This window comes from Bradyrhizobium sp. 62 (assembly GCF_023073035.1).
Classification (GTDB): domain Bacteria; phylum Pseudomonadota; class Alphaproteobacteria; order Rhizobiales; family Xanthobacteraceae; genus Bradyrhizobium.
Genome location: NZ_JADPIT010000022.1, coordinates 76,873 through 102,654 on the forward strand (window position 1 = coordinate 76,873; position 25,782 = coordinate 102,654).

The 25,782-nt window shown below is 56.6% G+C and carries 27 protein-coding genes, 1 tRNA gene and 1 pseudogene; 12 read left to right on the top strand and 17 right to left on the bottom strand.

Annotated features, from left to right (window positions below):
* Positions 1-186 precede the first annotated feature (186 nt).
* Positions 187-1,317 carry a site-specific integrase gene (locus IVB47_RS23435; RefSeq protein WP_247464686.1) on the bottom strand — a complete coding sequence of 377 codons (1,131 nt, stop codon included), beginning with the start codon at positions 1,315-1,317 and terminating at the stop codon, positions 187-189.
* A 385-nt stretch (positions 1,318-1,702) separates the two neighbouring features.
* Here IVB47_RS23435 and IVB47_RS23440 point away from each other — a divergent pair, with 385 nt between their 5' ends.
* Both IVB47_RS23440 and IVB47_RS23445 read left to right on the top strand, forming a co-directional pair.
* Entirely contained in the window at positions 1,703-3,796 is a 2,094-nt protein-coding gene (locus IVB47_RS23440) for a bifunctional DNA primase/polymerase (RefSeq protein WP_247464689.1), read from the top strand.
* Positions 3,797-4,090: 294 nt separating this feature from the next.
* Positions 4,091-4,780 carry a hypothetical protein gene (locus tag IVB47_RS23445; RefSeq protein ID WP_247464691.1) on the top strand — a complete coding sequence of 230 codons (690 nt, stop codon included), beginning with the start codon at positions 4,091-4,093 and terminating at the stop codon, positions 4,778-4,780.
* Positions 4,781-5,182: 402 nt separating this feature from the next.
* On the opposite strand, the gene rmuC is transcribed toward IVB47_RS23445, so the two are convergent.
* Positions 5,183-6,874: a DNA recombination protein RmuC gene (gene rmuC / locus IVB47_RS23450; RefSeq protein WP_247464693.1), complete on the bottom strand. Its 1,692-nt coding sequence runs from the start codon at positions 6,872-6,874 to the stop codon at positions 5,183-5,185.
* A gap of 358 nt (positions 6,875-7,232) precedes the next feature.
* On the opposite strand from rmuC, the gene IVB47_RS23455 reads away from it, so the two are divergent.
* Positions 7,233-8,228 (top strand): J domain-containing protein, encoded by a 996-nt coding sequence (locus IVB47_RS23455; protein ID WP_247464696.1) that lies wholly within the window; start codon positions 7,233-7,235, stop codon positions 8,226-8,228.
* Between the two features lie 344 nt (positions 8,229-8,572).
* On the top strand, positions 8,573-8,881 hold the full coding sequence (locus IVB47_RS23460; protein WP_247464699.1) for a hypothetical protein: 309 nt from the start codon (positions 8,573-8,575) through the stop codon (positions 8,879-8,881).
* A 69-nt stretch (positions 8,882-8,950) separates the two neighbouring features.
* On the opposite strand, the gene IVB47_RS23465 is transcribed toward IVB47_RS23460, so the two are convergent.
* The 6 genes from IVB47_RS23465 to IVB47_RS23490 form a co-directional block, all read right to left on the bottom strand.
* Positions 8,951-9,295 (bottom strand): hypothetical protein, encoded by a 345-nt coding sequence (locus IVB47_RS23465; RefSeq protein WP_247464702.1) that lies wholly within the window; start codon positions 9,293-9,295, stop codon positions 8,951-8,953.
* 634 nt (positions 9,296-9,929) lie between these two features.
* Positions 9,930-10,250: a PilZ domain-containing protein gene (locus tag IVB47_RS23470; protein ID WP_247464705.1), complete on the bottom strand. Its 321-nt coding sequence runs from the start codon at positions 10,248-10,250 to the stop codon at positions 9,930-9,932.
* 384 nt (positions 10,251-10,634) lie between these two features.
* Positions 10,635-11,762 (bottom strand): GGDEF domain-containing protein, encoded by a 1,128-nt coding sequence (locus IVB47_RS23475; protein WP_247464708.1) that lies wholly within the window; start codon positions 11,760-11,762, stop codon positions 10,635-10,637.
* A gap of 240 nt (positions 11,763-12,002) precedes the next feature.
* On the bottom strand, positions 12,003-12,614 hold the full coding sequence (locus IVB47_RS23480) for a hypothetical protein (protein ID WP_247464710.1): 612 nt from the start codon (positions 12,612-12,614) through the stop codon (positions 12,003-12,005).
* Between the two features lie 18 nt (positions 12,615-12,632).
* On the bottom strand, positions 12,633-13,238 hold the full coding sequence (locus tag IVB47_RS23485; RefSeq protein WP_247464713.1) for a hypothetical protein: 606 nt from the start codon (positions 13,236-13,238) through the stop codon (positions 12,633-12,635).
* Between the two features lie 225 nt (positions 13,239-13,463).
* On the bottom strand, positions 13,464-14,447 hold the full coding sequence (locus tag IVB47_RS23490) for a DUF2971 domain-containing protein (RefSeq protein ID WP_247464716.1): 984 nt from the start codon (positions 14,445-14,447) through the stop codon (positions 13,464-13,466).
* A gap of 167 nt (positions 14,448-14,614) precedes the next feature.
* On the opposite strand from IVB47_RS23490, the gene IVB47_RS35445 reads away from it, so the two are divergent.
* From IVB47_RS35445 to IVB47_RS23500, 3 genes are all read left to right on the top strand, one after another.
* Positions 14,615-14,737, top strand: a complete 123-nt coding sequence (locus IVB47_RS35445; protein ID WP_256467917.1) for a hypothetical protein — start codon at positions 14,615-14,617, stop codon at positions 14,735-14,737.
* A gap of 105 nt (positions 14,738-14,842) precedes the next feature.
* Complete coding sequence (locus tag IVB47_RS23495; RefSeq protein ID WP_247464719.1) at positions 14,843-15,346, top strand: hypothetical protein; 504 nt, start codon at positions 14,843-14,845, stop codon at positions 15,344-15,346.
* A 45-nt stretch (positions 15,347-15,391) separates the two neighbouring features.
* Positions 15,392-15,835, top strand: coding sequence for a thermonuclease family protein (locus IVB47_RS23500; protein ID WP_247464722.1), 444 nt, complete (start codon positions 15,392-15,394; stop codon positions 15,833-15,835).
* A gap of 1,140 nt (positions 15,836-16,975) precedes the next feature.
* Here the strand turns inward: IVB47_RS23500 and IVB47_RS23505 are convergent.
* On the bottom strand, positions 16,976-17,155 hold the full coding sequence (locus tag IVB47_RS23505) for a hypothetical protein (protein ID WP_247431368.1): 180 nt from the start codon (positions 17,153-17,155) through the stop codon (positions 16,976-16,978).
* Positions 17,155-17,415, bottom strand: a complete 261-nt coding sequence (locus tag IVB47_RS23510) for a hypothetical protein (RefSeq protein WP_247464726.1) — start codon at positions 17,413-17,415, stop codon at positions 17,155-17,157. The genes IVB47_RS23505 and IVB47_RS23510 overlap by 1 nt, the downstream gene beginning before the upstream one ends.
* Before the next feature lie 576 nt (positions 17,416-17,991).
* Here IVB47_RS23510 and IVB47_RS23515 point away from each other — a divergent pair.
* Positions 17,992-18,336, top strand: coding sequence for a response regulator (locus IVB47_RS23515; protein ID WP_247464728.1), 345 nt, complete (start codon positions 17,992-17,994; stop codon positions 18,334-18,336).
* Here IVB47_RS23515 and IVB47_RS23520 read toward each other — a convergent pair.
* Complete coding sequence (locus tag IVB47_RS23520) at positions 18,333-18,677, bottom strand: response regulator (RefSeq protein WP_247464731.1); 345 nt, start codon at positions 18,675-18,677, stop codon at positions 18,333-18,335. The genes IVB47_RS23515 and IVB47_RS23520 overlap by 4 nt on opposite strands.
* 1,142 nt (positions 18,678-19,819) lie before the next feature.
* Between IVB47_RS23520 and IVB47_RS35450 the strand changes: the two genes are divergently transcribed.
* Both IVB47_RS35450 and IVB47_RS23530 read left to right on the top strand, forming a co-directional pair.
* A complete protein-coding gene (locus IVB47_RS35450; RefSeq protein WP_256467918.1) occupies positions 19,820-19,942 on the top strand; it encodes a hypothetical protein in 123 nt (40 codons plus the stop codon).
* Positions 19,939-20,307 (top strand): hypothetical protein, encoded by a 369-nt coding sequence (locus tag IVB47_RS23530; RefSeq protein ID WP_247464737.1) that lies wholly within the window; start codon positions 19,939-19,941, stop codon positions 20,305-20,307. Before IVB47_RS35450 ends, IVB47_RS23530 begins: the two co-directional genes overlap by 4 nt.
* 311 nt (positions 20,308-20,618) lie before the next feature.
* Here the strand turns inward: IVB47_RS23530 and IVB47_RS23535 are convergent, their stop codons facing one another.
* From IVB47_RS23535 to IVB47_RS23555, 5 genes are all read right to left on the bottom strand, one after another.
* Positions 20,619-20,915, bottom strand: a complete 297-nt coding sequence (locus IVB47_RS23535; RefSeq protein ID WP_247464739.1) for a phasin family protein — start codon at positions 20,913-20,915, stop codon at positions 20,619-20,621.
* Between the two features lie 246 nt (positions 20,916-21,161).
* Positions 21,162-21,422, bottom strand: a complete 261-nt coding sequence (locus IVB47_RS23540) for a helix-turn-helix transcriptional regulator (protein WP_247464742.1) — start codon at positions 21,420-21,422, stop codon at positions 21,162-21,164.
* Between the two features lie 243 nt (positions 21,423-21,665).
* Positions 21,666-21,740, bottom strand: a tRNA-Val gene (locus IVB47_RS23545).
* Positions 21,741-21,906: 166 nt separating this feature from the next.
* Positions 21,907-23,205, bottom strand: coding sequence for a hypothetical protein (locus IVB47_RS23550; protein WP_027565202.1), 1,299 nt, complete (start codon positions 23,203-23,205; stop codon positions 21,907-21,909).
* Between the two features lie 119 nt (positions 23,206-23,324).
* The gene (locus IVB47_RS23555) at positions 23,325-23,930 is read right to left on the bottom strand and encodes a DUF1134 domain-containing protein (RefSeq protein ID WP_027565201.1); all 606 of its coding nucleotides are present in this window, start codon (positions 23,928-23,930) and stop codon (positions 23,325-23,327) included.
* Positions 23,931-24,069: 139 nt separating this feature from the next.
* On the opposite strand from IVB47_RS23555, the gene IVB47_RS23560 reads away from it, so the two are divergent.
* A complete protein-coding gene (locus IVB47_RS23560; protein WP_247400560.1) occupies positions 24,070-24,555 on the top strand; it encodes a YHS domain-containing (seleno)protein in 486 nt (161 codons plus the stop codon).
* A 13-nt stretch (positions 24,556-24,568) separates the two neighbouring features.
* Here the strand turns inward: IVB47_RS23560 and IVB47_RS23565 are convergent, their stop codons facing one another.
* Entirely contained in the window at positions 24,569-25,396 is an 828-nt protein-coding gene (locus tag IVB47_RS23565) for a 3'(2'),5'-bisphosphate nucleotidase CysQ (protein WP_247464745.1), read from the bottom strand.
* A 171-nt stretch (positions 25,397-25,567) separates the two neighbouring features.
* On the opposite strand from IVB47_RS23565, the pseudogene IVB47_RS23570 reads away from it, so the two are divergent.
* Positions 25,568-25,782 (top strand): annotated as a pseudogene (locus IVB47_RS23570) (histidine phosphotransferase); the annotation flags it as partial.

The following is a 25,782-nucleotide window of genomic DNA, read 5'->3' on the forward strand; positions in this document are numbered from 1 at the left end:
CGATTGAGACGGTCCCGACACGCCTGCAGGCGTCGACGATGGGGGCCGCAATCAGCAGGGTTCAGGAAGGTGGATGGTGGGCGCACAAGGGATCGAACCTTGGACCTCTCCCGTGTGAAGGGAACGCTCTTTCTTGGAAGCTGTTGACAGCACGGAAGAAATGCAGCCGTTAGCGTTCAGTTGCGCTCATTTTGCACTACTCATCAAGTCGCTCCGGCGCCCCATGCTATTCACAAACTTCCTTGCCTGACCGACCGGGTCTGTCATCCAGGGCGCCTTCGCCCAAGGGCCGACAATGGGCAGCGTGTTGATTGCTTCGATAAGTGGGGCTTGCGGAACGTGGGTGTAGTGGCGGCTCATATCGTCTATGGCATGGCCTAAAATCTGATCCTTGATGTGCGGATGCACTCCAGCGACTACTAGTTGGGTCGAAACTGTGTGGCGTGCCGTATAGGGACTTATCCCTCCGATACCCGACCTTCTCCGAGCATTCCTAATAGCTGTTTTCATCTGGCCACTGATTCCTTCACCCACCGGGTATGGCGTGCCCAACGAGCTTCGGAATAATAAACCGCCCCGCTCTATCAAAGGCCGCAATAAGGGGACCAAGAATTCATGAATCGGAATGCCTCGCGGCTCCCCAATTTTCGAATTTTCCAAGGTAATCCAGCGCGCGGGAAGGTCCACCATTTCAGCCGAGAGGACGAAAAGCTCTATCGGTCGCATCCCCGTGTAAAAAAGTGCGGACATGACCATTGCCGGTGCCGGAGACATAGATAAAACAAACTCACACGCCCGTTCGTACCCCACCGGCCTAGTACCGGCTCGCAACCGCCTCGCCCGAACGATGTTGGTACCCTTCGGCTTCTTCGGTCGCTTCCACTTTCTCGGTGATTCCGGCAGCGCGTGATTCCAGACAGCGATGAAAGGCGTATAGCACTGCCTGTTCTTGGTTTCTGGTTGCGTATTGGGGTAAAGCTTTTCAGCGGCCGCGTCCAAGTTCTCTTGGGTGATTTTAAGAAGTATCTTTGTCTCGAAGTGGCCGAGTAAGCCGGTCCACTTGCCGTCCACCTCGTTACCTAAATGTCGAGGAGATCCACCGGCGGCCATATACGAAACTGCGCCCTCAAAGAAGGTGAGGTTAGCTTCCCTCCCATAGATACTATCATGCAACAGGCGCGCCTCGCGCTTTATGCGGATGGCTTCCGCAGCTTTCTTGTCGTTAGTTCCCGTGCTTTCGAATACAGTCTGCTTTCGGACGGTGCCGCGAAGATACCAGTGCTCCGAGCCTTTTCGTCTGACAAGTTTGAGGGGCAACGCATAGTCTCCCAAATTGATAACAAGTCCTGTTCAGAGAACAGGAAGAGACGTCCATTCTTCGAGTAAAAGGGGTGGCGCCTGATCAGGTCTCGCAACGCTCTTTTGCTGATCCCGAGCTTCGCTGCGGCGTCTTTCAAATTGGAGATTCGCCCGATGCCCGGCAAATTATCGTTTGCATGAAGCGCGGCTGTTTTCGCGAGGTCGCTCAAAATCTTTCAAACTCGGGAAGAACGTGTAGACTCATGTGAGTCTTTTAGAGTATGTGCCTAGCTGCGTCAAGCGGGCACGGGGATGTAGGCAATCCACCCTCCAAAACACACTGAGAAACGTACGGCAACGCTCCTAACCATTGCGGCGCGCTTTCGGTAGACCAGGAGAACTTATGAACAACTCGACAATGATTGCTGCCCTCGCCCATGCCGCGCGAGGTTGGCCGGTGTTTCCGTGTAGTCCGGCAACTAAGGCGCCGCTTACGCCAAACGGGCACAAGAACGCAGCCACCGACAAAGATACGATCATCGCCTGGTGGTCTCGTTGGCCGCATGCGATGATCGGTATCCCAACCGGCACCGCTTCCGGCGTTTGGGTACTCGACATCGACAAAAAAGCAGATGTTGACGGTGAGGCAGCGCTCGCGCGACTCGAAGAAGCTCACGGCCCGCTTGCCGAGACTTACACCGTTGCGACGCCTTCGGGCGGCATGCACCTGTACTTCCGCTACGTTCAAGGCATCGGAAATCGGGGCGGCTTTGAACCGGGAATCGACGTGCGCGGTGAAGGCGGTTACGTGATCGCAGCCGGTTCAGTGCGCGATGACGGCTGTTTCTACGATCCGGTGTCGGATTGCGATATTCAGGAAGCAACAGACTGGTTAGTCCAGATCGTGAAGCGGCCTAAGCCTCCCGCTGGTCAGAGCCCGTTATCCAATAGCAATTCCGCATACGTTGAAGCGGCCATCAACAGTGAGCTTTCAAAGCTCATCGGCACCACAACGGGGCGTAACAATCAAATGAACGACGCCGGTTTCGCAATTGGTCAATTCGTTGGAGCGGGCGTCCTCACGGATGTTGAAGCCGAAGAACGGTTGATTGGGGCCGCCATGGCCAACGGCTACATTCGAAAGGATGGAAGAGCCGAAGCGCTTGCCACAATTCGCAGCGGACTCGAAGCGGGGAAGCGACAGCCGCGCGATATCCCAGAATCGCATATTGATGATCTGCCTGCGCCTGATCCATCTTTCAGTGTCAAGGATTGGATTGCACGTCTCTTAGGACGAAAAGCCAAGAAAGGAAGCGGAGTGACGGCTTCCATCTTCGCGCCCCGAGACGCGGCCGACATTCCTCGCAGAGCATCGCTGTACGCCTACCATCTGTTTCGTAAGTTCGTATCCAGCACCGTCGGTGCTGGGGGCGGGGGTAAGTCGTCCCATGCAATAGTCGAGACCCTATCCATGGTCAGCGGCCTCGCGCTGCTAGGTCCGGCGCCGCCGGAGCCACTGTCGGTTTGGTACGTCAATCTTGAAGACCCTTTGGACGAGATTGAACGGCGTTTTGTTGCGGCTGCGAAGCACCACGGAATCGACCTCAACACCTTACGCGGCAGACTGTTTGTAGATTCAGGCCGCGACCAAGAATTTGTCGTTCTGAGAAACGAAGGAAAAGGCACTAGGGTAGTCGAGCCGGTTGTTAAGTCCATGATCGCAGAGATGATCGCTAATCAGATCGACGTGTTGATCGTTGATCCTTTCATTTCCACGCATGAGGTTGAAGAAAATGACAACAGCAAGATTCAACAGGTTGCAAAGCAATTCGTGCGCATTGCCGATGAAGCCAACGCTGCCGTTGAACTGGTTCATCACGTTAGTAAAGGGTCCGGCGACGGCAAGGGCGAGGTAACAGCGGACTCGGCGCGTGGCGCGAGCGCCTTGAAAGACAAGGCGAGGTCGGTGCGCACAATCAACGGCATGACAGTTGAAGAGGCAAAAAAGGCGGGCATCGATACAAACGAGCGGTTCTCATATTTTCGCATCAATTCCGGCAAAGCGAACCTTGCTAAGCGAACCGGCCATTCAGAATGGCGACGGCTGGTGTCAGTTGACGTTGGAAACGGGACCAAGTGGACACCCGGCGACAGCGTTGGCGTGGTTGAAAGGTGGGAGTGGCCGACCGAAACTTCAGATGTTGATGAAATCACCCCGGATCAGCTCAACGAGATTAGGCGTCGAATCGCGGGTGCCTGCTACGCCAAAAACTTCCAGTCGGACGATTGGGCAGGGAAGGTGTTTGCCGACGTGCTGGGCTTGGACGCCAAAGAGGACAGGGCCAAAATTGTCCGCATGATGACTGGCGCGATCAAGAAGGAACAGTTTGTGGTGAATAAGCGCTATGATCGGGAGAAGGCGCGCGAGAGGCCGATGTTCGAAGTCGCGCCGATTCCCCACCGCGATTCTGGTGGGGTGGGGACGACTGTTCACTGAGCCACCAACAGCCACCCACCACCGCCTTATTATTATAAGGCGGGTGGTGGTGGTGGGTAGGATTCGAGGAGGGGCACCTAAAGCTATGTGCCCGCGCTTAGGCCAGCGTAAGTAACCGAGATCAAGACCAAGTTTTGCGCCTCGCGGCACTATCGAGGAAATCGGGGTCTTACCGGGATAGCAAGGTGCGCTGGTCACGAACGGCGCTCGATCAGAACAATCAAATCATCAAATCCGCTTGTCGTGTTCGCGCGATGGGTGGCTTGTTGTTGTCAAAAATTACGGAGAGGAACCATGATTTTTCATCACTTCACGCATCCCGGCACCGCGTTAATCGTTGCGGGCGCAGGGCTGAAGCCACAACTAAAAGCATCAAACGCCCATATGACGGATGGACTACCTGTCGTATGGCTGACGCGACAACACTCCAATGTGGCGACGAAGGCCGACGTAGATCACTGCAAGCGGTTTGGCGTCGATAAAAAAGAAGGTGATTTGATGTATGGCGGCACCGCTCGCATCACCGTTCGGGCTGAGCGGCACAATCGCCGTCTAATGAGGTACGGGCATTTCCTGGAAAAAGCGGGGCTCGAACGTATAGCTCCTCAAATAATGCCATATGCGCTTGACCAATGGTATGTCTACTTAGGCGATATAGCGGCCAAGAACGTCGATGCCTCGTTACCGGCTTGGCAGATGCTCGAATGTCTCGACCACCATATCACGACACATCCTGATCAGGATGCCCGCGACCGGTTCAGCGATCTTCGCAACCAAGTCACGACGCTGCGGACGGACCAGCGCGTCGCATTTCGATGCATTGACAAACTTGACCGCGGCGAAAGCCGCCCAACACCAATGCACGTTCGGTTGACCAGCACTGGGCCGCTCAACCCGGTCTTGGATGTGCGAACACATATGCAATCGCCACTGCCGCATTTCACGCCTAACGCGCCCGATAACTCCCTGCCACTCCTGCGATGATCCTAATCTGATCACAATCACGCTGCGGCCCAGCTGCCCCTTTCCGCTGCAGTGAGACCACGATACTATTGGATGGAAGCGTCCAATCTACCAAGTCCTTATCGACGACACCTTCGCGTTTCAGCATGAGTCCGAACGTGTCACGCACGTCGTGTTCTCGACCGCCGAAGAGGCGCTGGCGGCCTGTCGCAAGATCGTCATGATTGGCTGATCGATACAATCAAACAGGGGTAGAACCTCAGGGGCGCTGTAGGAGGCGTACACGCTCTTCGGAGACGATCCGCGGGTTCAGGCCATAGATCCCACACACGTACCAGCGGTCGATTGCGACGCCTGGAGCTATGTTCTGGGACGATGAAAGGACGTGGTCAATCCGTAGGAACCCATCCCCAGATGTTGAAACTAAACCACATCGTTTGCGCTCGCCGCCTCAGTAGACGAGACGAACTCGGCAGGTACCTCAATCTCGCCGAACATTAGCTCGCTAAGTCCGTTCGGCTCTGAATCGGCTTCAGCGGCCGACACTCGATCAATCAGTCCGGCTGTCCCAGGCTGATCCGGCGCTGACTCCACAGAAGTCAGGGTTTTGTTTACAGCTCTTGTCCGCCTTTTCAGTTCTTCGACGGAATTGGAGGCGGTACCAAGTTGTCGGGAGAGATTCTGAACAACCTTGTCATAACGTCCAAATTCCGTACGCACGGCACCAAGCACTTGCCAGACTTCGCTGGATCGTTTTTCGATTGCGAGGGTCTTGAAACCCATTTGCAAGGCGCTCAACAGTGCGGCAAATGTAGTTGGGCTTGCCAAGGTTACCCTGTAGGTCTTCTGCAAGCTCTCTAACAGACCGGGCTGCCGCAGTAGCTCCGCATACAGGCTTTCCGTCGGAATAAATAGGATCGCGAAATCCGTCGTTGCAGGCGGATTGATATATTTCTCACAAATATCTTTAGCCGAAGAGCGGATCCGATTTTCAAGCTGCTTTCTGTATTGAGCGACAGCGGCAGCGTCCCCGGCCTCAGAAGCGGCCACCAGGTTATCATAGTCCTCGCGTGGAAACTTGGCATCAACCGGGAGCAGCACACTGCCAGCCCCTTTGCCCGGAAGTTTGATGGCGAACTCTACTCGCTCGCCGGTGTTCTCTCGAACCGCAGCATTTTTGATATACTGTTCGGCGGACAGGAATTCTTCGAGAAGCAGTTCGAGTTGGACCTCACCATAAGTTCCCCGGACCTTTACATTCGTCAGAACTTTTTGAAGATCGCCGACATTTGCAGCGAGTTTCTTCATCTCTCCGATGCCTTCATGAAGCGACTTAAGCTGTTCAATAACTCTAGCAAACGACTCTCCAAGCCGGGTCTCCAACGTGGATTGCAATCTTTCGTCAACGGTTCGCCGCATTTCTTCCAGCTTGGCTGAATTTTCCAGTCGCAAAGCGTCGAGGCGCATTTCAATACTACCCCTTAGCCGCTCGCCAGCGGTTTCGTGCTTCTCAATCAACGAAGTCAAAGCCGACGTATTCGCGTTCAAACGCTCCGTTTGATGGTCGCTCGACTGCAGCAGCGAATCAATCACGCTCTGCCGAAGGCGCTGGAAACTTGATTCCACTTCTCCCCTGAGGGTCAAGGATGCGGTCGCATGCTTGGAAGATGCATCGTCCAGTTTAGCTTCGATCATACCGCGCAAAGCATCTCGATTGGCCGAGGCTTCTTGCGCGCCAGTGCGAAGGTCTTCGTTCATTCTTTCTGCGATACCTTCAATCCGTTTCTCGATTGCGCTTATGCCGCTATCGAGCCGAGTCCCGAATGCCTGAAAGTTAGAATCCGCACGCCCGCTAAGAGCGTTGAACGAGTTCAGGATTAGTTCTTGAAACCTGACCAGAGATGAGCTGAGTTCGTTACGAGCGCGTTCGGAGTTGTCGTCGAGTGTGCGCCGCAAAATATCTGATTCGGTCCGGACCAGAGTGCCAACGGCGTCCTGCGAGAGGGAGGCGCGACCAGCGAACGAACCCAATCGGATGAACGTAGCCAGAGATACGGCAGTAGCCAAAAGGGAAAGCAATCCAGCCCCGCCGTTTACATACAAAGTATAATCCATGGAACGTCTCCCAAAGCCGCGCCGCTAATCTGATGGTTGTAATGCAACCGCATATATCGGAATATTCCAGATATCGCCATTGGCGATGTGGTGGGGGACGCCCTATTAAGGGGGGAGTGGTGGAGCAAGCGTGGATCCGCGAAAACAAGTCAGGTGTTCGACTTGATCGACCGGTTATGTGGCTTTTGCTCCCCGGTGTGATCATTCAATGGTTGATGTACATGTTTCCTGGTCGGGGAATCGGGCGAGTAGTCACGAACACTCGAATTGCGCGCAGTCCGATAATGACTTTCGCGCTTAGCATCATCTTCTACGCATCGCTGGCGGGATGGTCTGCCGTGATTTTCATGAGCAAGTGATGGCGCGGAAGAAGCAAGGAGGTTTGGCCGAACTTGTCTTGTGCGGCTTGTTCTTTGCCATCTGTGGCCTGATCGCTGCTCTGCCCTATATTGTTACCCTCGCGTTCTACGCATTACCTCTGCTCTTGATCTATTTCGCTGTTCATGCCCGCGCTGGGAAGTATCCGGCGCTACAACTTTGTGATGACGAGGACACTCAAAGTTATTTACGCGACCTACGGAAGAACAGATCGGATTTGTTCGAAGAAATCGACGGCATCATCGAGTACGGTCGCGAGGCTGGCGTACGGTACCTGGACCGGGAGGATAGGTTCGAAAACCGTTCCAAACGCGGGCAAGAGTTGAATCTCGAACTTGAGCGCAAACGTTCTCTATTGGCGGATGTTGAGGAACGGACTGCGATAGCAGAAGACCCCCGGTATCGAGCCTATCTGGTATTAGAAGAGGCTCTTGCCGCCTGGTATCGAGCGCGTGCTTATTTGATTGCAGGGAGTGTTGGCATTTCCACTCTCATCGGAACGATCTTGCTCATCGAACTGAGACAAAATGGATCCCACGAACGGCTAAGTATACTTGTATGGAATCCAGCGCCGCATTTGTTGCTTTCCAGCTTTGCGTTCGGGGCAGTTGCAATGTGGATTGTGACGCCCCTCGTACTCGTCTTAGCGCTTCGGTGGTCACGGAGAGCCGCAGAAGCAGTTTACTCGTCCGTGATTTCTCAGATTCCAGAAGAGGACGCTTGCGACCCCGGCTCTGAATCCGATACGGCCTCGGAGTACACGCAAGATGAGCTGGCAGATGACCCCTATAAGGTCTTAGGAATTAACGTGTCCGCAACAGTTGCTGAAATCAAAGCTGCATACCGTAGCGCCATCAAGCTTTGTCATCCTGATACCGTCGCTGACCGCAGCGTGCTTATTAAGGAAGCAGCAGCGCAAGAAGCCATGCGGCTCAATTTAGCGTACGAGTCACTTCGTGCCGAACGAGGGTTTTGATTATCCCAAGCATGCCTTAAGGGCATAGCGGCGTTGAAAGAAAATTCGGAAGCGGAAGCTAAACTCCCAAAGCCACAACCCTTCGTCGCTCGCCGGAATGCGACGCGCTACCGGCTCGCCGAAGTCAAACTGGCCCAAAAGGGCGGGTCGTGCTGTACCGCGACCTTTATGGGCTACCTCAGGCCGACGTGACGTTGCATTTAGGCCGGACATGTCCGGGACATCAATAATCTTGTCCAACTTAACCCTGCGGCGCTGACCGGACATGGGGTATCTTAAGATACCCCTGTCCTGTCCGGCGCGGTTGCTGTTGGACTCAAGGCCAAAATCCCATAGGATCGATTGTGAGCTACCGAGTCCTGATCGACGACAATTATCATTTTACGGATGAATCCGAACGCGTCACCCATGGTGTGTTCCCAACCGCCCAAGAGGCGGTGTCGGCGTGCCAGAAGATCGTGGACGAATGGCTGGCCAGTGCATTCAAACCAGGCATGGCCTCAGAAGCGCTGTGGGAGCTATACGTCGCGTTCGGCGACGACTCCTTCATCCTGCCCGTCGAACCCAAGGACGCACCAGCGGCCGATTTTGATGCTTGGGACTATGCTCGCCAGCGGTGTGAGGCAATGGGCGGGGGCGCGCTCGATGTCTAGGTGCCGCACCCCGTTCAGCCCCAACTTCAAGTCTAGCTTGGGCATCAGCGCTGGCTGGTGAAAGCGCATCTACAATTCGGCAGGAATGGGCATCCAAGAAAGTTCTAGAAGCTTCTTAATTTCCCTCGCCCGTTCTTCTGACTCCGCCACCATCTTGATTACTGTCTCGCGGTCTATCAGGCCACTTTCTTCGAGCTGGCGGCAAAGTTCAGCTCGCTCCTTCATGACCACCATGACCGCTGAAAGCGAGACCTCCAGCCGCTTCAACTGAGAATCCATCATGGTCTCGGGTGAGAGCTTGTGGCCGATGTGGCACTCGAAGTGCGGCGCCGGTTCTGCGGTCATGGGAAACAACGCACCCCCGCACTCGGGGCAGGTGATAGTGTATGGCCTCTGCATGTTGTAGCCAGTCATCGTCTGGCCTCAAGATAGGACTCTATCGCTCCCGGAATTTCTCTTATTGAAGCGACATGGGTCGGTGTCATCCTTTTCAGAGCTGCTTCCGGCATGTCAGGCACAAGCGCATCTGTTGGGTTCTGGACAATGGTCTGTCCACCTCGATTGTGTATATCGATGAGGCCGCTCACGCCGTCATCGAGCCTGCCACTAAGAAGGATACCGATGACGCCGCGACCATGCGTGCCCGCAACAGACCTGAACATCGGGTCTATCGCGGGACGGCACCAATTCTCGGTTGGCCCGTGACTCAGATTGAGCCGGTCCCCCAACGTGCAGAGGTGAAAATCCGGCGGAGCTATGTAGATGTGATTGGGCACCATCAGGCTGTCATTGTGCGCGTGCGAAACTGCGAACTCGGAATGCCGCTGTAGCACTGCCGGTAAAGACGAGGGCTGGCGCCCAATATGACTCGTGATGAGGATGCTCGCACGCCACATAAGATCGAACTTCTGAACTAGCCTGATCAGCGCCTCAACGCCACCCTGAGAACAGCCAATCGCGATTATGATATTTTGTTCAGGCACCCAGGACAAGTTTAGGAACAAGCAAAGGTTCCCGTGGCGGCTGAATTAGCGCCTGCCGACGGACCTTACTTCACCAAAGTTTCGCCGCGCCGCGCCCGCTTCGCCGCTCTTCCACGATTCAGGAACTGCACACCGACGAACTCGCCGTTCACCCACGCGAGTTCGCAATGGCGATAGGCGAGACCAGCCGCTGACAAAACCAGAAAAAATTCTCGCTGGCCAATATCGGTGAGCACGCCGTCGATCACCAGCTTAGCGCTCAATTCTGATACGTCGTGTATTTTGCACGCGCGCTGCCATGTCCCATCAATCGCCATTAGACGCGCGTCGATAGGCCGCTCGAACACGACGCGCTTAGCTTCCTGTGTGTTTCCTTCCCGCTCCATGAAGTCGGACCCGTTCTGACTTGAAAGCAGGGCGGCAAGTTAGCCCTAGAAAGTTGACCGAGTGTAAAACGCGCGCGACCGGCCTGACGGGCCGTGAAAAGCCATCGGCTTGATGGGTTAGGAACCAAGAGCGGCCTACCTGATTTGGACGGAATGCCTCGCTACCATTTCGATCTAATCGATAGCAAAACGGTCGCCGATCAGGGCGGGCAGTTGCTTGAAGACTCGTCGGTTGCCATTCGAGTCGCTAATCGGTTGGCTCAGGAACTATCCGAGACCCGGCCCGAATTGCAGGGGCAAAGGTTACAAGGTCCTCGTCACCGATGCAGATGGCCAGCATGTTCACCAAGCGTGGCTAGACAAGTTCAAACTGGTTTAGCCGCGTCAACCTGCCATGACCTTGTTGCGGCCTGCATCTTTCGCCCGATACAAAGCCGCATCAGCCCGCGCCAAAATGTCTTCTGGCGCGTCATTGGGTCGAACCTGCGCTACGCCTGCCGAAAAAGTCACTCGCAAGTCATCCGAAATCGGGTCCCAATCCAATTCTGAAACAATCTGCCGCAATCGGTCCATTGCCGAAAGGGCTTGATCCTTCGAGCTAAGCGACATGACCACAAGAAATTCTTCGCCGCCATATCTGCCAAGCTTGTCTATGGAACGCACGTTGGCAGCAAGCGTGATTGCAAAGCCTCGCAGAACCTCGTCACCGGTTGGATGACCATAGCCGTCGTTGATGCGTTTGAAGAAATCTATGTCCAAAATAGCGACTGCGCACGGCGTACCTGCACGTTGCGCCCGTGCCATTTCATCGTTCAAACCGCGCATGATGTAGCGCCGGTTTAGCACACCGGTGAGTTCATCGATCTGTGCAAGCTCTTCAATCTTGGCGTGCGCAACCTTGAGTTCATTGCCGCGCCTGTAAAGTGCCTCCCGGAGAGAAGCGCCATAAAGACCGGTGAACGCGCACCTACCCAGAGCAGTCACGAAGCAAAGCAACGCTAGATGCCGTTCTGCAAACGTAGCCATCGGCATGCCAATGGGCCGGTCTGTCAGCGTGAAGACGGCCGTGAGGCCAATTGCAGCGTAAGCCCAAACCACGCCGGTCTGCCGGGCGGACATTCGCAATGCACCGAACCCAAGCACAACGAAGATGATGCAGGCGAAATAGAACCCGACCTCAGGAAGGAAATAGATCGCGGCGAGTTGAATGCCTATGCTTCCGAGACTCTGCGGCACCGTGAGGTAATGATCCTGGAAGCGGTCATTGAAGTGCATTTCTGACAGGATCAACGTTATTGCGGTCCATCCAACTCCTGCCGCGAGGTACCACGCCGAAGCGAAAGCCGGTATGGTGCCGCTGAGGGAGTAGAAAAATAGGATAGCAGCATCCAGGATGAAGCTGACCATCTGCGCGAGGTACATCTGCCGCCGCAAGCGGGCGCGCTTCTCGACTCCCTGTTTGACCTCTGTGCGAGGTTCGACGTTTGCCCGCTGGAATGCAGATTGCGCCATGCCAAGTTTTCCTGATCTTCCGTCAGGAAACCGTAAAGGCGTTAAAATTCAGAGCGCTGCGGTTGGTTAGCAGAGGCTTAACGCACTTGGGCGGTGGGAGACGGCAGGCAAGCGGAAAGCGCAAGCCTTTGGTACCGGGGGGTATCGATTCTTTAGCCGAAATAGCCCCTCGACCGGCCCATAGGAAAATTCACATATCCGCAAAACCACAATTCTCTTGGAACCAAGTAGTGCGACGAACTAGCCGTCCGTGTTCGACGCTTGGTCAACATCGCCAAGGTAGGTGACGCCTCCTTCGCCGTGATCCATTGCATCGAACTCTGCCATACCTGATCGCGCGAGCATGATCTTCCAAACAGCAACCAGGTCCTCATAGGCATCAAGAACGTGTACCGGCATACAAAGCGTTTCCCAAGCCGGGCCAAGATTATACCGTTTGCCGTCTAGTTCTCCGGCTTCTGCTTCGACCACCTCGTCCATTTCAAAGGTTGCGGGCTTGCCGTGCGCAAAAATGTCCCTCAACTCCTTCATTGCTTGCACGCCCTTGAAGGGTCTCGACTGCCAATCAGGGGAAAACTCGAGCGCACCAAATACTTGCTTGATTTTCGCGTTCACCCGCTGTCGTTCGTTCCAAGGGTCGATCAGCTTCGCACCGAAGAAGTTGAGATACGCTTCGAAAGCGAACGCAATCATTGTGGCACATGCCATACAATCAAAATAGATCGCGTCTTTCGTGCCGGAGTCCAATTTTCCCCGGATGATGGTTTGTAAGTAGTGCGCCGCCCCATCAAGATCATTGTGGATGTGTACGTGGTTCGTCTGTTGAACTCGCGCTTTGATGCGCCTCCCCATATCAGAGATCCTTCGCTGCTATTGCTTCCTCGCAAAATGCGGATTGTCGCCGAGCAATTGAATGGGACGAATCCAATCGTCGCCTAATTTCTCGCGAACTCGCGATGAGTCCGCCATTGCGAAACCGGTCACGAAGAGGCTAGTTCTAAAGCGCGCAAGACAACCGAATAGGCCATCCGCTTCATTGAAAGCGTATCTGTATTCAAATGTCTCCGCCGCATTCCATTTGCCTTGAACGAGAGTCCCGTATTCAGGAAATAACTCAAAGAAGATGGGCGGAACTCCGTGCTGTGCAAAATCCTCCTTTGAACGCCAATGGGCAGACACCAATCCCGTGTTTGGGAGTGGAGTTTTGAAACGTTCGAAATACAAGCAAAGGGTGGCCTTGTGCGCAAAAATGTTCAATTGCTTAATGGTGTGCTTGCCTATTGTAGCTAGCCCTGCATCGTCAGGTACGGCAACACCGTGAATGCGCAAATGCCCGATAGCCTTGCCGCGTTCTGACTCGTCGAGAGACGTCCATTCATCAATTAGCTCTGGCGCACGACGACGCACTTGTTTGGCGAGGTGGCTGTGATCTTGACGCTCTTGTTGGGGACTATAGTAATTCCATCGGCTTACCATCGATGCCGTAAGATCAGCTTTGCTAGTGCCGTGGTTGCAGTCATGGCACGCGGGCATTACCAATTTGTCAGGCCGATAAGAGTTATCGAATAGAGCTATCGGTGGCATATGTTCGCGTGTCGTGCTTAGCCGCTGACCTCCGCAAATTGCGCAACGCGGGTATCGAGCGATGAACTTAGCGGTGGCGCTCGCCTTGAGCTTTGCCTCTCCCACCTGAATGCTCGTTCAAGTCCGAAGTGGAATGTTGGTGACGTGAATTCTCTCATAAGGATTAGGTACGCCCGCGTCTGCTAGAATTCCCGCAAGCGCCTCGCTTATCGGGAACGGAAACTGCGTCGGTCCAATGATAACGTTGGAGAGGAGCGCTGGGAGTTCGATTCCCGTCAGCCCCTTTTCCGGTCGGTCCAATAATGGCAGCTTGTATACTGGTTGCGGTACCCCGTCGATTGTGAGGGTCGCATCGGTGATTAGGTCAGACTTAAAAATTCCAGGCAAGTAAATCAAACGCCATTCTCGTTCCTCGTCGAATCCATGATGCTTGATACAGATCGCGGAAAACATCAAAAGAACGAAAATCGAATTGACGACTTGCTCCCGGTTAAGGGTCTTCAGAAATTCAATTTCCTTCATGGCGCTTACCACGACTTTTTCCAGGTATTCTTGCACTTGCTTATCACGCAAGTACGCTACTGGACTCGCAAAGAAGCCAACAAATGGCACATTCCTGAAAAACGGCTCTTTGTTCAGCACCAAGGCAACGCCTGCGCGCCCACGACCATAAGCCCGCCACATTGACAAGCGCCCCATGGAGTCCTTCTCTGGGTCATGCTCCGACAAACAAGCTACATATGTACGAAAGACATTCGACTGATAGTGTGCATCATAAAGATTGAAGGCATCATCGGCGGCGCCCGGATGGCTTGCGTCAAATGAAGCAATAAAACGTTTTAGGAGCGCCTTGTCGTTCTCCATGAAGGAACGATAGACAAGATCATGTCCATGCTGCACTTCTCTGTAGTCATTCATGCAGACGGTGCTTCGCATGATGAATGCCTTTTCGGTGAGAATGCGAACGGCGTTCTCAGCGCTGGTGTAATGTACCAGTTTTCGCGGACCATCTCGAAGGGCAACTTTCCTTTCCCAAAAATGGGGAAAGAAGAGCTCGTTCATCTTCTTGATGATCTCGTCGGAGGCAATGTTATCGGGCATTTGTCCCCTATCGATCCTAGCGGGTAGTTACATACAACCCCTAGTTAAGCAAAAATTCGATAGCCGCCGGTGAGGTGTTTCGAAATTTCCTGACCCTTCTAGTCGTACCAATCCTTCCGATCACGCGGCAGCACCCGCCCGCGCGCGTAGCCGGGCGATGCAAGCTCTTGAAGACGGTGCTCAAGAAACTCATTCGCGACGATCAGCGCTTTGACCGCTTCGCGCGCGTCGCCTCCGCAAGCCTCAATGGCCTGGTCGGCCGCCAGTTCGAGGCGGTTAGGATCGGCTGATCGGTTGGGAGTTGTGGACGGCGTTTGCTCATGTTCTAACTTTGTTCTTTCAACGTCAAGTCTGTTAGTGGTACTGTTCTCACGACTTAGGTCCGGGGGAAGGGTGTGCGCGTTCTTCTAGTCGCAATCGTCGCGCTGCTTGGGGGCGCGACGGCGGGTTATGTTGTTGCAAGCTTTGGAGGTGCTTCTGCACCGACGGAGGCGAGCTTTCCGGCTCCCGATCCTGCTCCGCAATTCGTCAAGCCTCCGCGCGCGGGTCAGTCTTACGGATGCGATCCCATCGCCGATGCAAACGTTGTGGATGAACGGTTCAAGCGGAAGGCGATAGTTTGGACAAACCAATCACCTTCGAAGGTTGCCATCCAGGCTGCTCCAGATAGCAAGCGGGTTTTGCTAATGCGGGCTACAGACGTTTCTGTCGGAGTTGCCCAGCCCGAAGAATTTACGATCACTTCGAACACGGCCAGCTATCTCACTGCGGAAGAGCATCTTACGCTGGGGATCGCTGCCATCATTTTCGATGTGAAGACCATGAAGATGGTTTGGTCATTCAACGGCCAAGGAATGCTTGGAATCAAAGGGGAGTCGGTCCTCTTTCAGTGCCGATAGCGTTTCTCGGGGGCGTACATCTTTAACGTATTGGTCGAGGGAAAGATGAAAACGAATGTTATTTCGATTATGGGTTGGTCATTTCTGTTAGCCAGCATAGTTTTTAGCCCCATATATGCCGCCGACTACCTTGGCGAGGTCACCGCTGTTGACGACGGCGATAGCTTTCACATGCGCGTGGATGGGAAGGGCTTACACGTTCGACTCTGCGGAATTGATAGCCCGGAGCGCGGCCAACCTGGTTACGGGCACGCAGCGGGCGCCCTGGCTTCGATGATCGAAGGTAAGCAGGTGCATTGCTTGCAAGTCGGTGAAGGCACGCCTTGCGACGGTAGGTCGAGCGCTTTCAATCGAGACCGTATTGTAGCGCAGTGCTTTATCGGAGACAAAGACATTGCCTTTGAAATGGTAAGATCGAAGCAGGCTTGCGATTGGCCGCGCTTCTCCAATGGTTATTACAAGAGGGACCCGGCAACCTGTCAGCGCTAGAGCCGAGCTAAAACAGCGTGAGAATGCAGTGAATGCTCCTTGGTTCAAAGTACCCCGCCGGAGCCAAAGCCAAGCCCCTGAAGTGAATAGAAAGAGGCTTCTGCGACGCGGCCAATGAAAAGGGGCCGCTGCGAAGCGACCCCTTTGCCGGTTGCAATCAATAGGGCAATGGAAATCCAGCCCCGGCCTACGTACTTCTACCTATACACCCCGCAATGTGGATTCCGGGACAATACGGTGTTCTTGGCGAGTGCCAGCCCACCAACGGCCCAAGCCAGGAAGGCTGGCCGCAGCCGCAACGGCTTAGGACGCCACATACGAAACGGCCCCAAGCAACTCCGGGGCTGGCGCGGATGCCGGGGCCGCTTCGGCGCAAGCGAATCGCTCGCGAGAGTTACGTACCAACGGTCGCCGACCTCCGCCGGATCAAAGGATCTGATCCGTAGTTCCCGGCATGCTTCTTTTCATTTGCGGAACTTGCCTGCCGCACCCATGCACGACGGTAGAAGGGAGAATCCCCCGGTTCTGTTTCGTGAGAAATGCCGACGGCGAATTGATCACCTTGCGATGATTCCAAAATCGTAAATCTTCCGGCTGTGTGTGAATATCGGTGCCTGCCTGGTTTACGCGTGGCGACAATCGATCTTGATTATGGACCATGCATCCGAAGTGCGGCGCGACGGGACAAACACTACCGTTTTCATTTGCCTCTGGCTAAGCGCATTGCATAGTGACTGTGCATGGAAACCCCTGAAGAACTTCTAGTACGGCTGGCGAGCGTCCTTGATCGCGTGGAATCGGGTGCAGAGCTAGTAATTTCAGGCCGCTACATCGAACGCGCGTTCGGCAGCACCCGCGCAATCTCAATTTCGAAAGCTGATGTCTTCGCACGCGCTCACGGTTGCGATTTTGAATACAATCGGACCAAGCGGCAGGGAACGTTCTCGCGAAGGCATCCGTCGGGCGGACGAGCTTAAGATCAGTCAGACGTTCAAGGGTGGCGTGACAAACGAGTTTGATTCTGTCGAAAGGGGTGGGGGAACCCAGCACCTGGCTAGACCCGCCACTATGCTCGCGGTGTTTACGTCGGTCGCGAGCAATGCTGCAAGACCTTCAGCATTAATTTCGGTGGTAGTCTCTCTACGAAGTGGGAGGACTGCTCGGCATCGGTAACCCGTATTCCTTCGCGCGCTTCGCCGCCAGCTTTCGGTACGATTGAGCTTGCGCTAGCAACTGGTCTTTGAAGTCTGAATCGGATTCATCTGCCGCCAGCGCTTCAAGCTGAACTGCACGCTCAAGATAATCCTGCAACAGCTTCACTAATCCCTGCTTCCCGGAAAGCCGCTGGTTTTGTTGGCCTTCAATAGACCGCCCAACGACGCAGGTGGGGCGGTGTTCGGCTTGGTCAACCAGTCGCTCATCTGGGCCGCCTTTTCCGCCTGATCCGCACGCTTCATTAGAAGCTCGCGTTCGGTCCCGGGAGCAAGCCCCTCTGCCGCTTCCCTAAACTTCGCCGCCTCTTCGATAAGGCGGTCCGTGAATGTCTTGGTTTGTGTGACCCGACGACGACGCTCGCTCATGTGTTACCTCCCCACGCGTAAAACGGGCCATAGCGGACCTTGACAGCACAACGCAGTGTGGGAACATAAGTTCCATCGGGGGAACGCAACGGAAAGGCGATGACGCTATCGGATCGGGTCAGGTCAAACTTGGAAGTTGTATTGGAGGAAGTCTGCGGTGAGCTTCGGAACGGCGGTGAGCACGACGTTCGGAAGATGGTCGCGGAGCGGCTTCTAGAAGCTGCCGAAGCGGGCCAACATACACTTGGGGAGCTTCGGGCTGCTGGCCTTCGGGCATTTGCGGAAGCATCTACATGGCCCGGGAGAAGCGCTCAGTAGTGACACGGAGTTGCCGATAAGACCGGCTTCCGTTCTAAGCGCGGGATGCAACAGCCTAAAACTCCCTCTTCGGAGGAATGCCATCGCTGCCGTCGGAAACCGAGCTTCCTGACCTCGATTCTCGACCCGACGACAGGCGAAACCTTTCGGATTTATCGATGCGAAGGTTGTGGCGAGCAGTCGTGGAGGTCAGACCATGTTGAACGTGCATAGCTTGGGATGAAGTAGTTGGGTACAATGCGCCCGGGGGTAGCGCAAATGGCATCTGTGCTTCTAGTCGAAGATGAATCGCTGATCCGCATGATGGTAGCGGATATGCTGGTCGAGTTAGGCCATAGCGTTGCTGGTGAAGCCAATGATTTGCGGACCGGCCTTGTGCTTGCGTCTGCGCCCGGCGTTGATGCCGCCATTCTGGACATACAGCTTGGAAGAGATAGTTCCGAGCCTATCGCCGTAGCGCTGCAAAGCAGGGGCATTCCTTTTGCCTTTGCGAGCGGATATGGCGCAGACGGCGTGCCGCAAGGGTTCAAGGATCATGCCGTCCTTCAGAAGCCATTCCCAATCGAAGAGCTTGAACGCTGTCTGACGAAGTTGCTGATTTAACAAACGCCGGTCGTTTGCTTCATAACGCGAGCAAGGTCGCTTTCAGTGAAGGGCTTTCTGAGCAGCGGCAAGCCGCCTTTGCGCTGTTCTCGCCCTGACAACTGAAGCATCTTCAGCGACGGATTTAAGCGCCTAGCTCGCTCGGCAAGTTCGTGACCGTCCATGCCCGGCATGTTGATGTCGGTGATCAAAGCCGCGATGTTTTTGTTACCCCGTAACGCTTCCAAAGCTTCATAACCACTATTTGCGGTTATTACTTCGCACCCCAAGTCTTCCAACATGCTGGCGAGCACATCGAGCACGTCGGGATCATCATCTACAAGCAAAACGATACGGCTCATGGCGAGGACTCCTCCTGAGTTAACTTAAGTGAATTGGTTGAGTTCCCAAACTTACTGAACAGCGCTGGTTCGCTTATTTCCGCTTCTGAGTTGATAGGCGCAACGGAATGCCCTGCAGATGTGCTCGACCTCGAACAGCCGGTTCCGTCCTGCCGAGTGAGCGAGCGATTTCGTCCGGTCGATCACCTGCCACGGCCATCTCCGCCAGTCGTTTGTCCTCTGCCGCAGTCCATCGTCGTACTAATGGATATCGACGCTGTTCCATAGCTTTCACCCCTCTCGCCGACTCGCAGACTAACAACTGAATTTTGGAACATGTGTGCACTTTAGCTCGCCCGTATAGGACCCTCTGTGGTTAGGGCGGGTTAGCTGATCATCACTGGCCACTATCCGGGCGTTGGTGACTGAGAGACGCGACCGCGCTCCCGCCTTTTAGCAGGGAGCGCTCATGGCGCTACAATTCAGCGAACAAACGAAAGAACTTCTAGATCGGGCTGACCGGGCCATCCTGGAGTCTATTCGGACGCGTGAATTGACCCGGCTGCTGCTTATGGAAGCCAAACTGCGTCCCCGGACAGCGGACGCACCACAACGCCAGGAGGCCGCGTTTAACAGGTTTAAGGTCCTGTCCTGAGGTTCAGTTTGCCGGAACCGGAACCATCATTGTACGTTAGGCGGGAGTCTCATTGTGGAGTAGGACCATGACGCCAAGACCAAGGGTCACCCAATCCACTTCGCTGGAAATAAGACTCACACAGGAAGCGAAGCGGCTTCGCGAGGAAGCGAAAGCACTTCCGGCTGGTGCGGAGCGTGAAGCGCTCATGCGCAAGGTGCGACAAGCGGAAGTCGGTTCGCACATGAGCGAGTGGCTGTCGTCTCCCGGCCTGCAACCGCCTAAATAGGACCTGCGTTCGTCTTAGACCGTCGCCGGTATTGTGACCGGGCGCGGTCTCGTATCAATTTCGGCCACGTCCCACCGACTTAGGAACCAGTCACACGGAGCACGATTGAATCGCGTTTAGTTGACGCGGGGTACTGCTATGTGCCGAACAGATGCTGACATCTGCTTAGATGCTATTAGAGCGGCCCGCGTAGAACTAAGCCGGTTCATCAATCCATTTGAGTCACGGGACCCGCTTAAGGTGCTGGACCGCATTATCGACTTGCTCGACAGCGATGAAGTTGATGCGGCGTTGTCCCGCATCGATGCCCGTAAACATTTCAAGGTCATGGACTTCGACTATCACCGCGAGGCGGCGCCGTGAGTCAATCGGTCTGGCTATATGTCAGTGTCGAGAACGATTGCGTGAAGGTGTTTGCGTCTTGCGATTCTGCCGTCGAATGGCTTAGCAAGAACGATCCCGAAGGTGCGGCAGTTGAATACCCGATTGAGGAAGAGCACGCGCCATCAATCGTGCCGAAACGATCAGACATTCAGATCGTCGTAAGCGCGTTCTTGGAAGCCCGTTCTGTCTTAAGCGACTACCTTGTGCCAGGCGTCCCTCGCAATGCAGAGTTCACAGTCGAAAAACTGATGGACGCGCTCACGAATGACGAAGTGTTGGCGGCGCTTAGCCGGATCGAGGGGCGTCAGCGATTTGGTCTAGTTGAAGTTGAGTGGGGCCGGTGAAGCTCAACCCTTGTTTGCTTTCAGCCGCCGAAGTGTCAGTTAGAATGTCGCGCATTCGCTAAATCGATTGCCTTGACCAGCAATGACCAACGACGAACCATTTCAACTACCCCGCTGTACCCCGTGCGAGACAATCCGCGAATTGGTCCGGCTCGAACCGGCGGCGGAAAGACATGAAATTCGCTCTTACCAATGCCCGTCCTGTAAGAGCGTCTTGAAGAGAGTTGAGCGGACTGAACCAACCATGTTTCCGCGATAACTGGCGCGGGGGAAATCCCGTTCGCTACGGTGCACGCTTCATATCGTAATATTTAAGGCTTCGGCGTGAACTCGCGCATGAACTTGCTGGCGTGTTCGATTTGTTTCCGCAAGAAATCTCCCTGAAGCGCGACAACCTCTTGCATGTCGTGTGCGGCGGTAAGCTTGCGCGCATATTCGAGAGCGGTCGCCACGTTCTGTTCCGCGAAGCTTAGAGCGAGGTCGCCAGATGGCGGCAGTGCCAAGCTCGCTTGTTGGAAGAAAAACGAAAACGCCTTCTCTGTTTGGTCGATTGTCTTTGCCACTAGCTCGCGCACGTCACGCGGCACTTCAACCATCTGGTTCTTCATTTTACTGCCACCGAATAGGCGTGAACCGCAGATTACGTATCACTAGCTCGGCCTGAAGTTGCTCGGCGTATACGCGAACGTTTGGACCCATGAAGCGGTAGCGTCCGCCACTGGCTTCGTCAGCGGCCACTTGCCGCTGAATGCTGTGCCACATGGCCAGCAAGCTTTGATCTGTTGAGCTTTTGAAGTTCATGATCTTCCCCGGAAGCTTGGCCCAGTCCTGGTAGCAAGGGGCAAACTCCCTTCTTAAGCCGAACGCTTTAGCTTCCTAACGTCGAGGCTGACAGAAGCCCGCTTTCGGTCGTAGTCAAACTCAATGCCTTGGGCTTCCAACGCGCGCACGATTGCAGACTTGACCGTCGGAATAGGCTGCGTCTGGCCGATTTCAAAGCGCTTCAAAGTTGCGAGCGCAACGTTGGCGGCCTTCGCCAACTCGGGTTGAGTCCAGTCGAGCAAAGCTCTTGCCGCCCGAACTTGCGCTCTATCCACTTTGTCGGGATCGATCATTTTTACCCAAAATCGGTAAAGCCTATGACGCTCGTATCCTCTTTTGCGGGAAACTAAAAGATGCTTATGAGCTTTCTTGCCGTACAGATTGCATCGAGCTTTTCGCATGCACTCCGAGCGCCCTGCTGCCCGGAAATTGCACGTAGCTGCACGAACTTTCGCGCTTCGTTCCGCTCAGGAGCGGCACTGATTGCGCGCTGTTCGAATGGCTGCTTGGCTAAGTGTCTGAAAAGTCGATGTGAATGGTGGGCGCACAAGGGATCGAACCTTGGACCTCTCCCGTGTGAAGGGAACGCTCTCCCGCTGAGCTATGCACCCGAAACCATCATGCAGGCGGCCCGAGTTCGGCCACCGACGCTTTGGAGCCCGCGATTTAGAAGTGCGGGCCGAACGTGTCAAGTTTCGAGGCGCCCGAAGACGTTAAAAGCGGCCCGGAAACCTTCCGCAGACCGCGCAATTCGGCGGTCAGACCGTTTGGAGCCGCCTACGCGCCCTGCTGGCGGGCGCGGGAGGCGTGGGCCTGGAGCGCGCGGATGCGCTCGGCCAGTGTTCCGCCGCCTTCGGGCAGGGTGCCTGCGGCCGTGCCGTTGGTCGGGGCGTCATTAGCCGGGCGCGGCGCCGGCCTCGGCGGCTGGCCGGCCTCGGCCGCGAGCAGGGCCTCGATCGGCGAGTTCGGGCCTTCGAGCTGCATCGCGAGCTTGGCCACTTCGGCTGCGATGTCGTTGATGCGTTCGCGCAGCAGCGCGTTCTCCATCCGCTCGGTCGCCCAGGAGCTTTCGGCCTGCTGCTGGATCGCGTTGATGTCGCGCTGGAGCTTGGCGCGCTCGTCGCGGGCGGTGCGCAGCTGCTCCTCCAGCGCGGTCTTTTCCGCGCGGATCGATTCCATTGCGGCCGACGATTTGCCGCCGCTCAAGGCCGCGATCTCGACGCGCAGCTCCTTGACGGTGCGCTCGGAACTCTCATTGGCCTGGCGCAGCTGGTTGTTCTCATAGTCGCGCTCGGCGAGCAGCTTGCCCTGCGTGGCCAGGCGGCCCTCGAGATCGCCGACACGGCCCGACAGCATCTCGGCTTCCTTCACCTGCACGATGAGCTGGCGATCGAGGTCGGTGACGCGCTGGCTCAGATTCTCGACGCGCCCGCGGGCGTCGCCGAGCTCGCGCGAGGCGGTCTCGGATTCGGTGCGCTCCTGCGCCAGCCGCGCCTGCGTCGCGGCAAATTCCTTCTCGGCGTCGCCGACGCGGTTCTTCAGCTCCTCGATCTGCGCACGGACCGCGACCAGCTCGACCTGACGGCTCTCCGCCATCATCGAGCGGTCGGACAATTCGGAATTGATCTTTGCGAGCTCGCCCTGCTTGTCCGTCAGCGCGAGCTCGGCGGCGCGCAGGGCTGCGGTCTTGGTGTTGAATTCCTCTTCGGTGGCGCGGAGCTGCTCCTTCACCGCCTTCTCGCGCGCTTCGAGCGCGAAGATCGTGGCGTTCTTCTCGCCGAGTTCGATCTTCATGCGGTTGATGGCGTCGCTCTTCTTGCCGAGCTCGGCGAGCTGGCTCGTGGTCTTGTTCTTGAGCTGGTCGACGCTCATCTCCAGCCGTCGCGCCGACATGGCGAATTCGGCGCGGAGCTGGTCCTTGTCGGCCTGGATCTCGGCCATCGACAGCGGCGTGGCAGCCTCAAGCCGGCGCGTGGTCAGGCGCACGGCGCGGTTATGCACCAGCGGCACGATCGCGAGCCCGCATAGCATCGAGAGCAGGAAACCGATCGCCAGGTACATGATCGGTTCGACCATGGGCCAGAACTCCCAAAGCTAAGGAAAAATTTACCAAGGACATTGCATGCGGGGCCGGCAAAAAGCCAGCCCCGACATGTCGTTAACCTTGATCCGTCGCCGCAGGGGAAAGCGGAACGCTAGAACGGGTTCCAGGTCGCGCGCGGGGTGAATTTCAAATAGCCGATATTGGCTCCCAGCCGCAGGCCGAGGCCCGAGCGGATCGGCACCAGCACGATGTTGTTGGCGGTGAGCGCCGTCATGCCGAAGCCGCCGATGATGTAGGCCGAGCCGTCGAGGCCGGCGAAGCGCTGGTAGATCGCGTTGGTGGCAGGCAGATTATAGACCAGCGTCATGGTGCGCGCGCCGTCGCCACCCCAGTCGAAGCCGAGCGAGGGACCCTGCCAGTAGACCCTGAGGTCGCCGGCGTTCTTGGTGTAAAGCGTGCCTTCGCCGTAGCGCAGGCCGGCGACGAAAGCGCCGGAGCCCTCCTCACCGAGGATATAGCCGTTGGGCAGGCCCCATTGGCTGACCGCCTTCTCGATGATCGAGGCGAGACCGCGCGAGACGTTGCCGAAGAAGCGGTGGCCGGCGTTCACGAGTTCGTCCGGCCCATAGGTGCTGGGCGTCTGGGTCCGCTGCGGCGGCGGCAAATCGGGCGGCGGCGGCTGCTGGGCGGAAGCCGGAATGATCCACCCGACCATCGCGGCAAGCGCGACTGCGGCAAGGCGTGATGCGAAAGTCATAAAAGAACCCCTGGTATCGAATCCGGTCGCTTCCTTAACCTGACGCCAACAGGCACGGCTCTAGGTTGCGCCGGATGTCCCCTCGACTCGGATGTTATCCGCAGCAACTATGACGGCAGAACGGCAGGAAGCCAGCCCTTTGCGCCCCGGAATTGCCTTGATCGGCCTTCTGGTCTGCATGCTGTCGGGCATTTGGATCCTCTGCGCGGGGGTGCCGGCGCAGGCGGCCACCACCGAGCGGATCGTCGTCAACCGCTTCAGCGGCGTGGCGATCGAGGGCTTCGACCCCGTGGCCTATTTCGTCGCTGGCACGGCCGTGCAGGGGACCGCCGAGTTCGAGGCGAACCTGTGGGGCGCAGTCTGGCGCTTCCGGAACGAGGGCAACCGGGCCTCTTTCCTGGCTCATCCCGAGGTCTACGGGCCGCAGTTCGGCGGCTACGATCCGGTCGATATTGCGCGCGGCGTCACCATCGCCGGCAACCCCCGTTTCTTCGCGATCGCGGCGCAGCGGCTCTATCTGTTCAGCCGGGAAGCCAATCGTGACGGCTTCGCCGCCAATCCCGAGCGCTTCCTCTATGAGGTGGGCAAGCGCTGGCCGGCCCTCCAGGACAAGCTCAGCCAGTAGCGCCCTTACGACGTCAGACTCTTGCCGCCTGCAGGTCACCCCAGGCGATGAACTCCGGGATGATGAAGCCGCCATCGTGCCGCTCGCCGAAGCGGAGCGCGCCGCCCTTGCCGTCGGTTACGCTGCCGCCGGCTGCGGTCACGACCGCGTAGCCCGCCCCGACGTCCCATTCACAAGTGGGCCCGAAGCGGGGATAGATGTCGGCACTGCCTTCCGCGATCCGGCCGAATTTCACGGCCGAGCCGACCGTCTTTCTGACGGCGTTGGGGCGGTGATCGATGAAGGCCTCGGTTCTGGGATCTCCATGCGAGCGGCTCACCGCGGCGATCCATGGCTCGCCCAGGGGCGGCAACTTGCGGGTATGGATCGGCTCGGCAGCGCGGATCGTCGCGCCGTCGAACCTGACGCGCTCGGCGCCGCGGCCGACGATGCCGCGCCAGAGCAGCCCGAGTGCGGGCGCGCTGACGATGCCCAGCAGCGGCACGCCCGATGTCACCAGGGCAAGGTTGACGGTGAACTCGTCGCGCCCGGCGACGAACTCCTTGGTGCCGTCCAGCGGATCGATCAGAAAGAAGCTGTCGTGGAACGGCGGCGAGGCGAGCTGGGTCCGCTCTTCCGAGAGCGTCGGGATCTCGCCCGCGAGCTGCGCCAGCCCGTCCGCGATGATGCGGTCGGCGGCAAGGTCGGCCTCGGTCACCGGCGAGCCGTCCTGCTTGCCGTCGACCCGCATCGCCGCGCGGTTGACCGCGAGGATGGCTTCGCCCGCCTTCACCACCAGCGCGGTGAGCGGCTCCATCAGGTGGGAGGCGGCCGCGCCGTCGATGATCCGCTTCACCTGCATGCCTCATTCATCGGCAATTCCATCCCTGCTCGAGTGATTCGCCGCGGCATTAGGGCCGGTTCGAACCGATCGCAAGCTAGCTGCCATGGGCTTGCGAATGTTAGAACCTGCGGCATTCGTCAAGCATGCTTGATTCGCCGCGTCCGCGCCGTGCAATTCCAGGAACCCTTTATGTCTGACGCTTCGTCACCCGCTACCGTTGCCGCTCCAGATGCGCTCGAACTCGCTGCGCTGCTGTGCTCGCGGGTCTGCCACGATCTCATCAGCCCTGTCGGCGCCATCGTCAATGGGCTCGAAGTGCTCGACGACGATCCCAAGCCCGACGACCGCGAGTTCGCACTCGACCTGATTCGCAAGAGCGCGAAAACCGCCTCCGCCCGCCTCCA

What these genes read in the sequence shown, in the direction of transcription:
- IVB47_RS23440 (WP_247464689.1), top strand. Translation starts at nt 1,703, where the DNA reads ATGAACAACTCGACAATGATTGCTGCCCTCGCCCATGCCGCGCGAGGT.
- IVB47_RS23445 (WP_247464691.1), top strand. Translation starts at nt 4,091, where the DNA reads ATGATTTTTCATCACTTCACGCATCCCGGCACCGCGTTAATCGTTGCG.
- rmuC (WP_247464693.1), bottom strand. Translation starts at nt 6,874, where the DNA reads ATGGATTATACTTTGTATGTAAACGGCGGGGCTGGATTGCTTTCCCTT.
- IVB47_RS23455 (WP_247464696.1), top strand. Translation starts at nt 7,233, where the DNA reads ATGGCGCGGAAGAAGCAAGGAGGTTTGGCCGAACTTGTCTTGTGCGGC.
- IVB47_RS23465 (WP_247464702.1), bottom strand. Translation starts at nt 9,295, where the DNA reads ATGACTGGCTACAACATGCAGAGGCCATACACTATCACCTGCCCCGAG.
- IVB47_RS23470 (WP_247464705.1), bottom strand. Translation starts at nt 10,250, where the DNA reads ATGGAGCGGGAAGGAAACACACAGGAAGCTAAGCGCGTCGTGTTCGAG.
- IVB47_RS23475 (WP_247464708.1), bottom strand. Translation starts at nt 11,762, where the DNA reads ATGGCGCAATCTGCATTCCAGCGGGCAAACGTCGAACCTCGCACAGAG.
- IVB47_RS23480 (WP_247464710.1), bottom strand. Translation starts at nt 12,614, where the DNA reads ATGGGGAGGCGCATCAAAGCGCGAGTTCAACAGACGAACCACGTACAC.
- IVB47_RS23485 (WP_247464713.1), bottom strand. Translation starts at nt 13,238, where the DNA reads ATGGTAAGCCGATGGAATTACTATAGTCCCCAACAAGAGCGTCAAGAT.
- IVB47_RS23490 (WP_247464716.1), bottom strand. Translation starts at nt 14,447, where the DNA reads ATGCCCGATAACATTGCCTCCGACGAGATCATCAAGAAGATGAACGAG.
- IVB47_RS23500 (WP_247464722.1), top strand. Translation starts at nt 15,392, where the DNA reads ATGAAAACGAATGTTATTTCGATTATGGGTTGGTCATTTCTGTTAGCC.
- IVB47_RS23510 (WP_247464726.1), bottom strand. Translation starts at nt 17,415, where the DNA reads ATGAGCGAGCGTCGTCGTCGGGTCACACAAACCAAGACATTCACGGAC.
- IVB47_RS23515 (WP_247464728.1), top strand. Translation starts at nt 17,992, where the DNA reads ATGGCATCTGTGCTTCTAGTCGAAGATGAATCGCTGATCCGCATGATG.
- IVB47_RS23520 (WP_247464731.1), bottom strand. Translation starts at nt 18,677, where the DNA reads ATGAGCCGTATCGTTTTGCTTGTAGATGATGATCCCGACGTGCTCGAT.
- IVB47_RS23535 (WP_247464739.1), bottom strand. Translation starts at nt 20,915, where the DNA reads ATGAAGAACCAGATGGTTGAAGTGCCGCGTGACGTGCGCGAGCTAGTG.
- IVB47_RS23540 (WP_247464742.1), bottom strand. Translation starts at nt 21,422, where the DNA reads ATGATCGATCCCGACAAAGTGGATAGAGCGCAAGTTCGGGCGGCAAGA.
- IVB47_RS23550 (WP_027565202.1), bottom strand. Translation starts at nt 23,205, where the DNA reads ATGGTCGAACCGATCATGTACCTGGCGATCGGTTTCCTGCTCTCGATG.
- IVB47_RS23555 (WP_027565201.1), bottom strand. Translation starts at nt 23,930, where the DNA reads ATGACTTTCGCATCACGCCTTGCCGCAGTCGCGCTTGCCGCGATGGTC.
- IVB47_RS23565 (WP_247464745.1), bottom strand. Translation starts at nt 25,396, where the DNA reads ATGCAGGTGAAGCGGATCATCGACGGCGCGGCCGCCTCCCACCTGATG.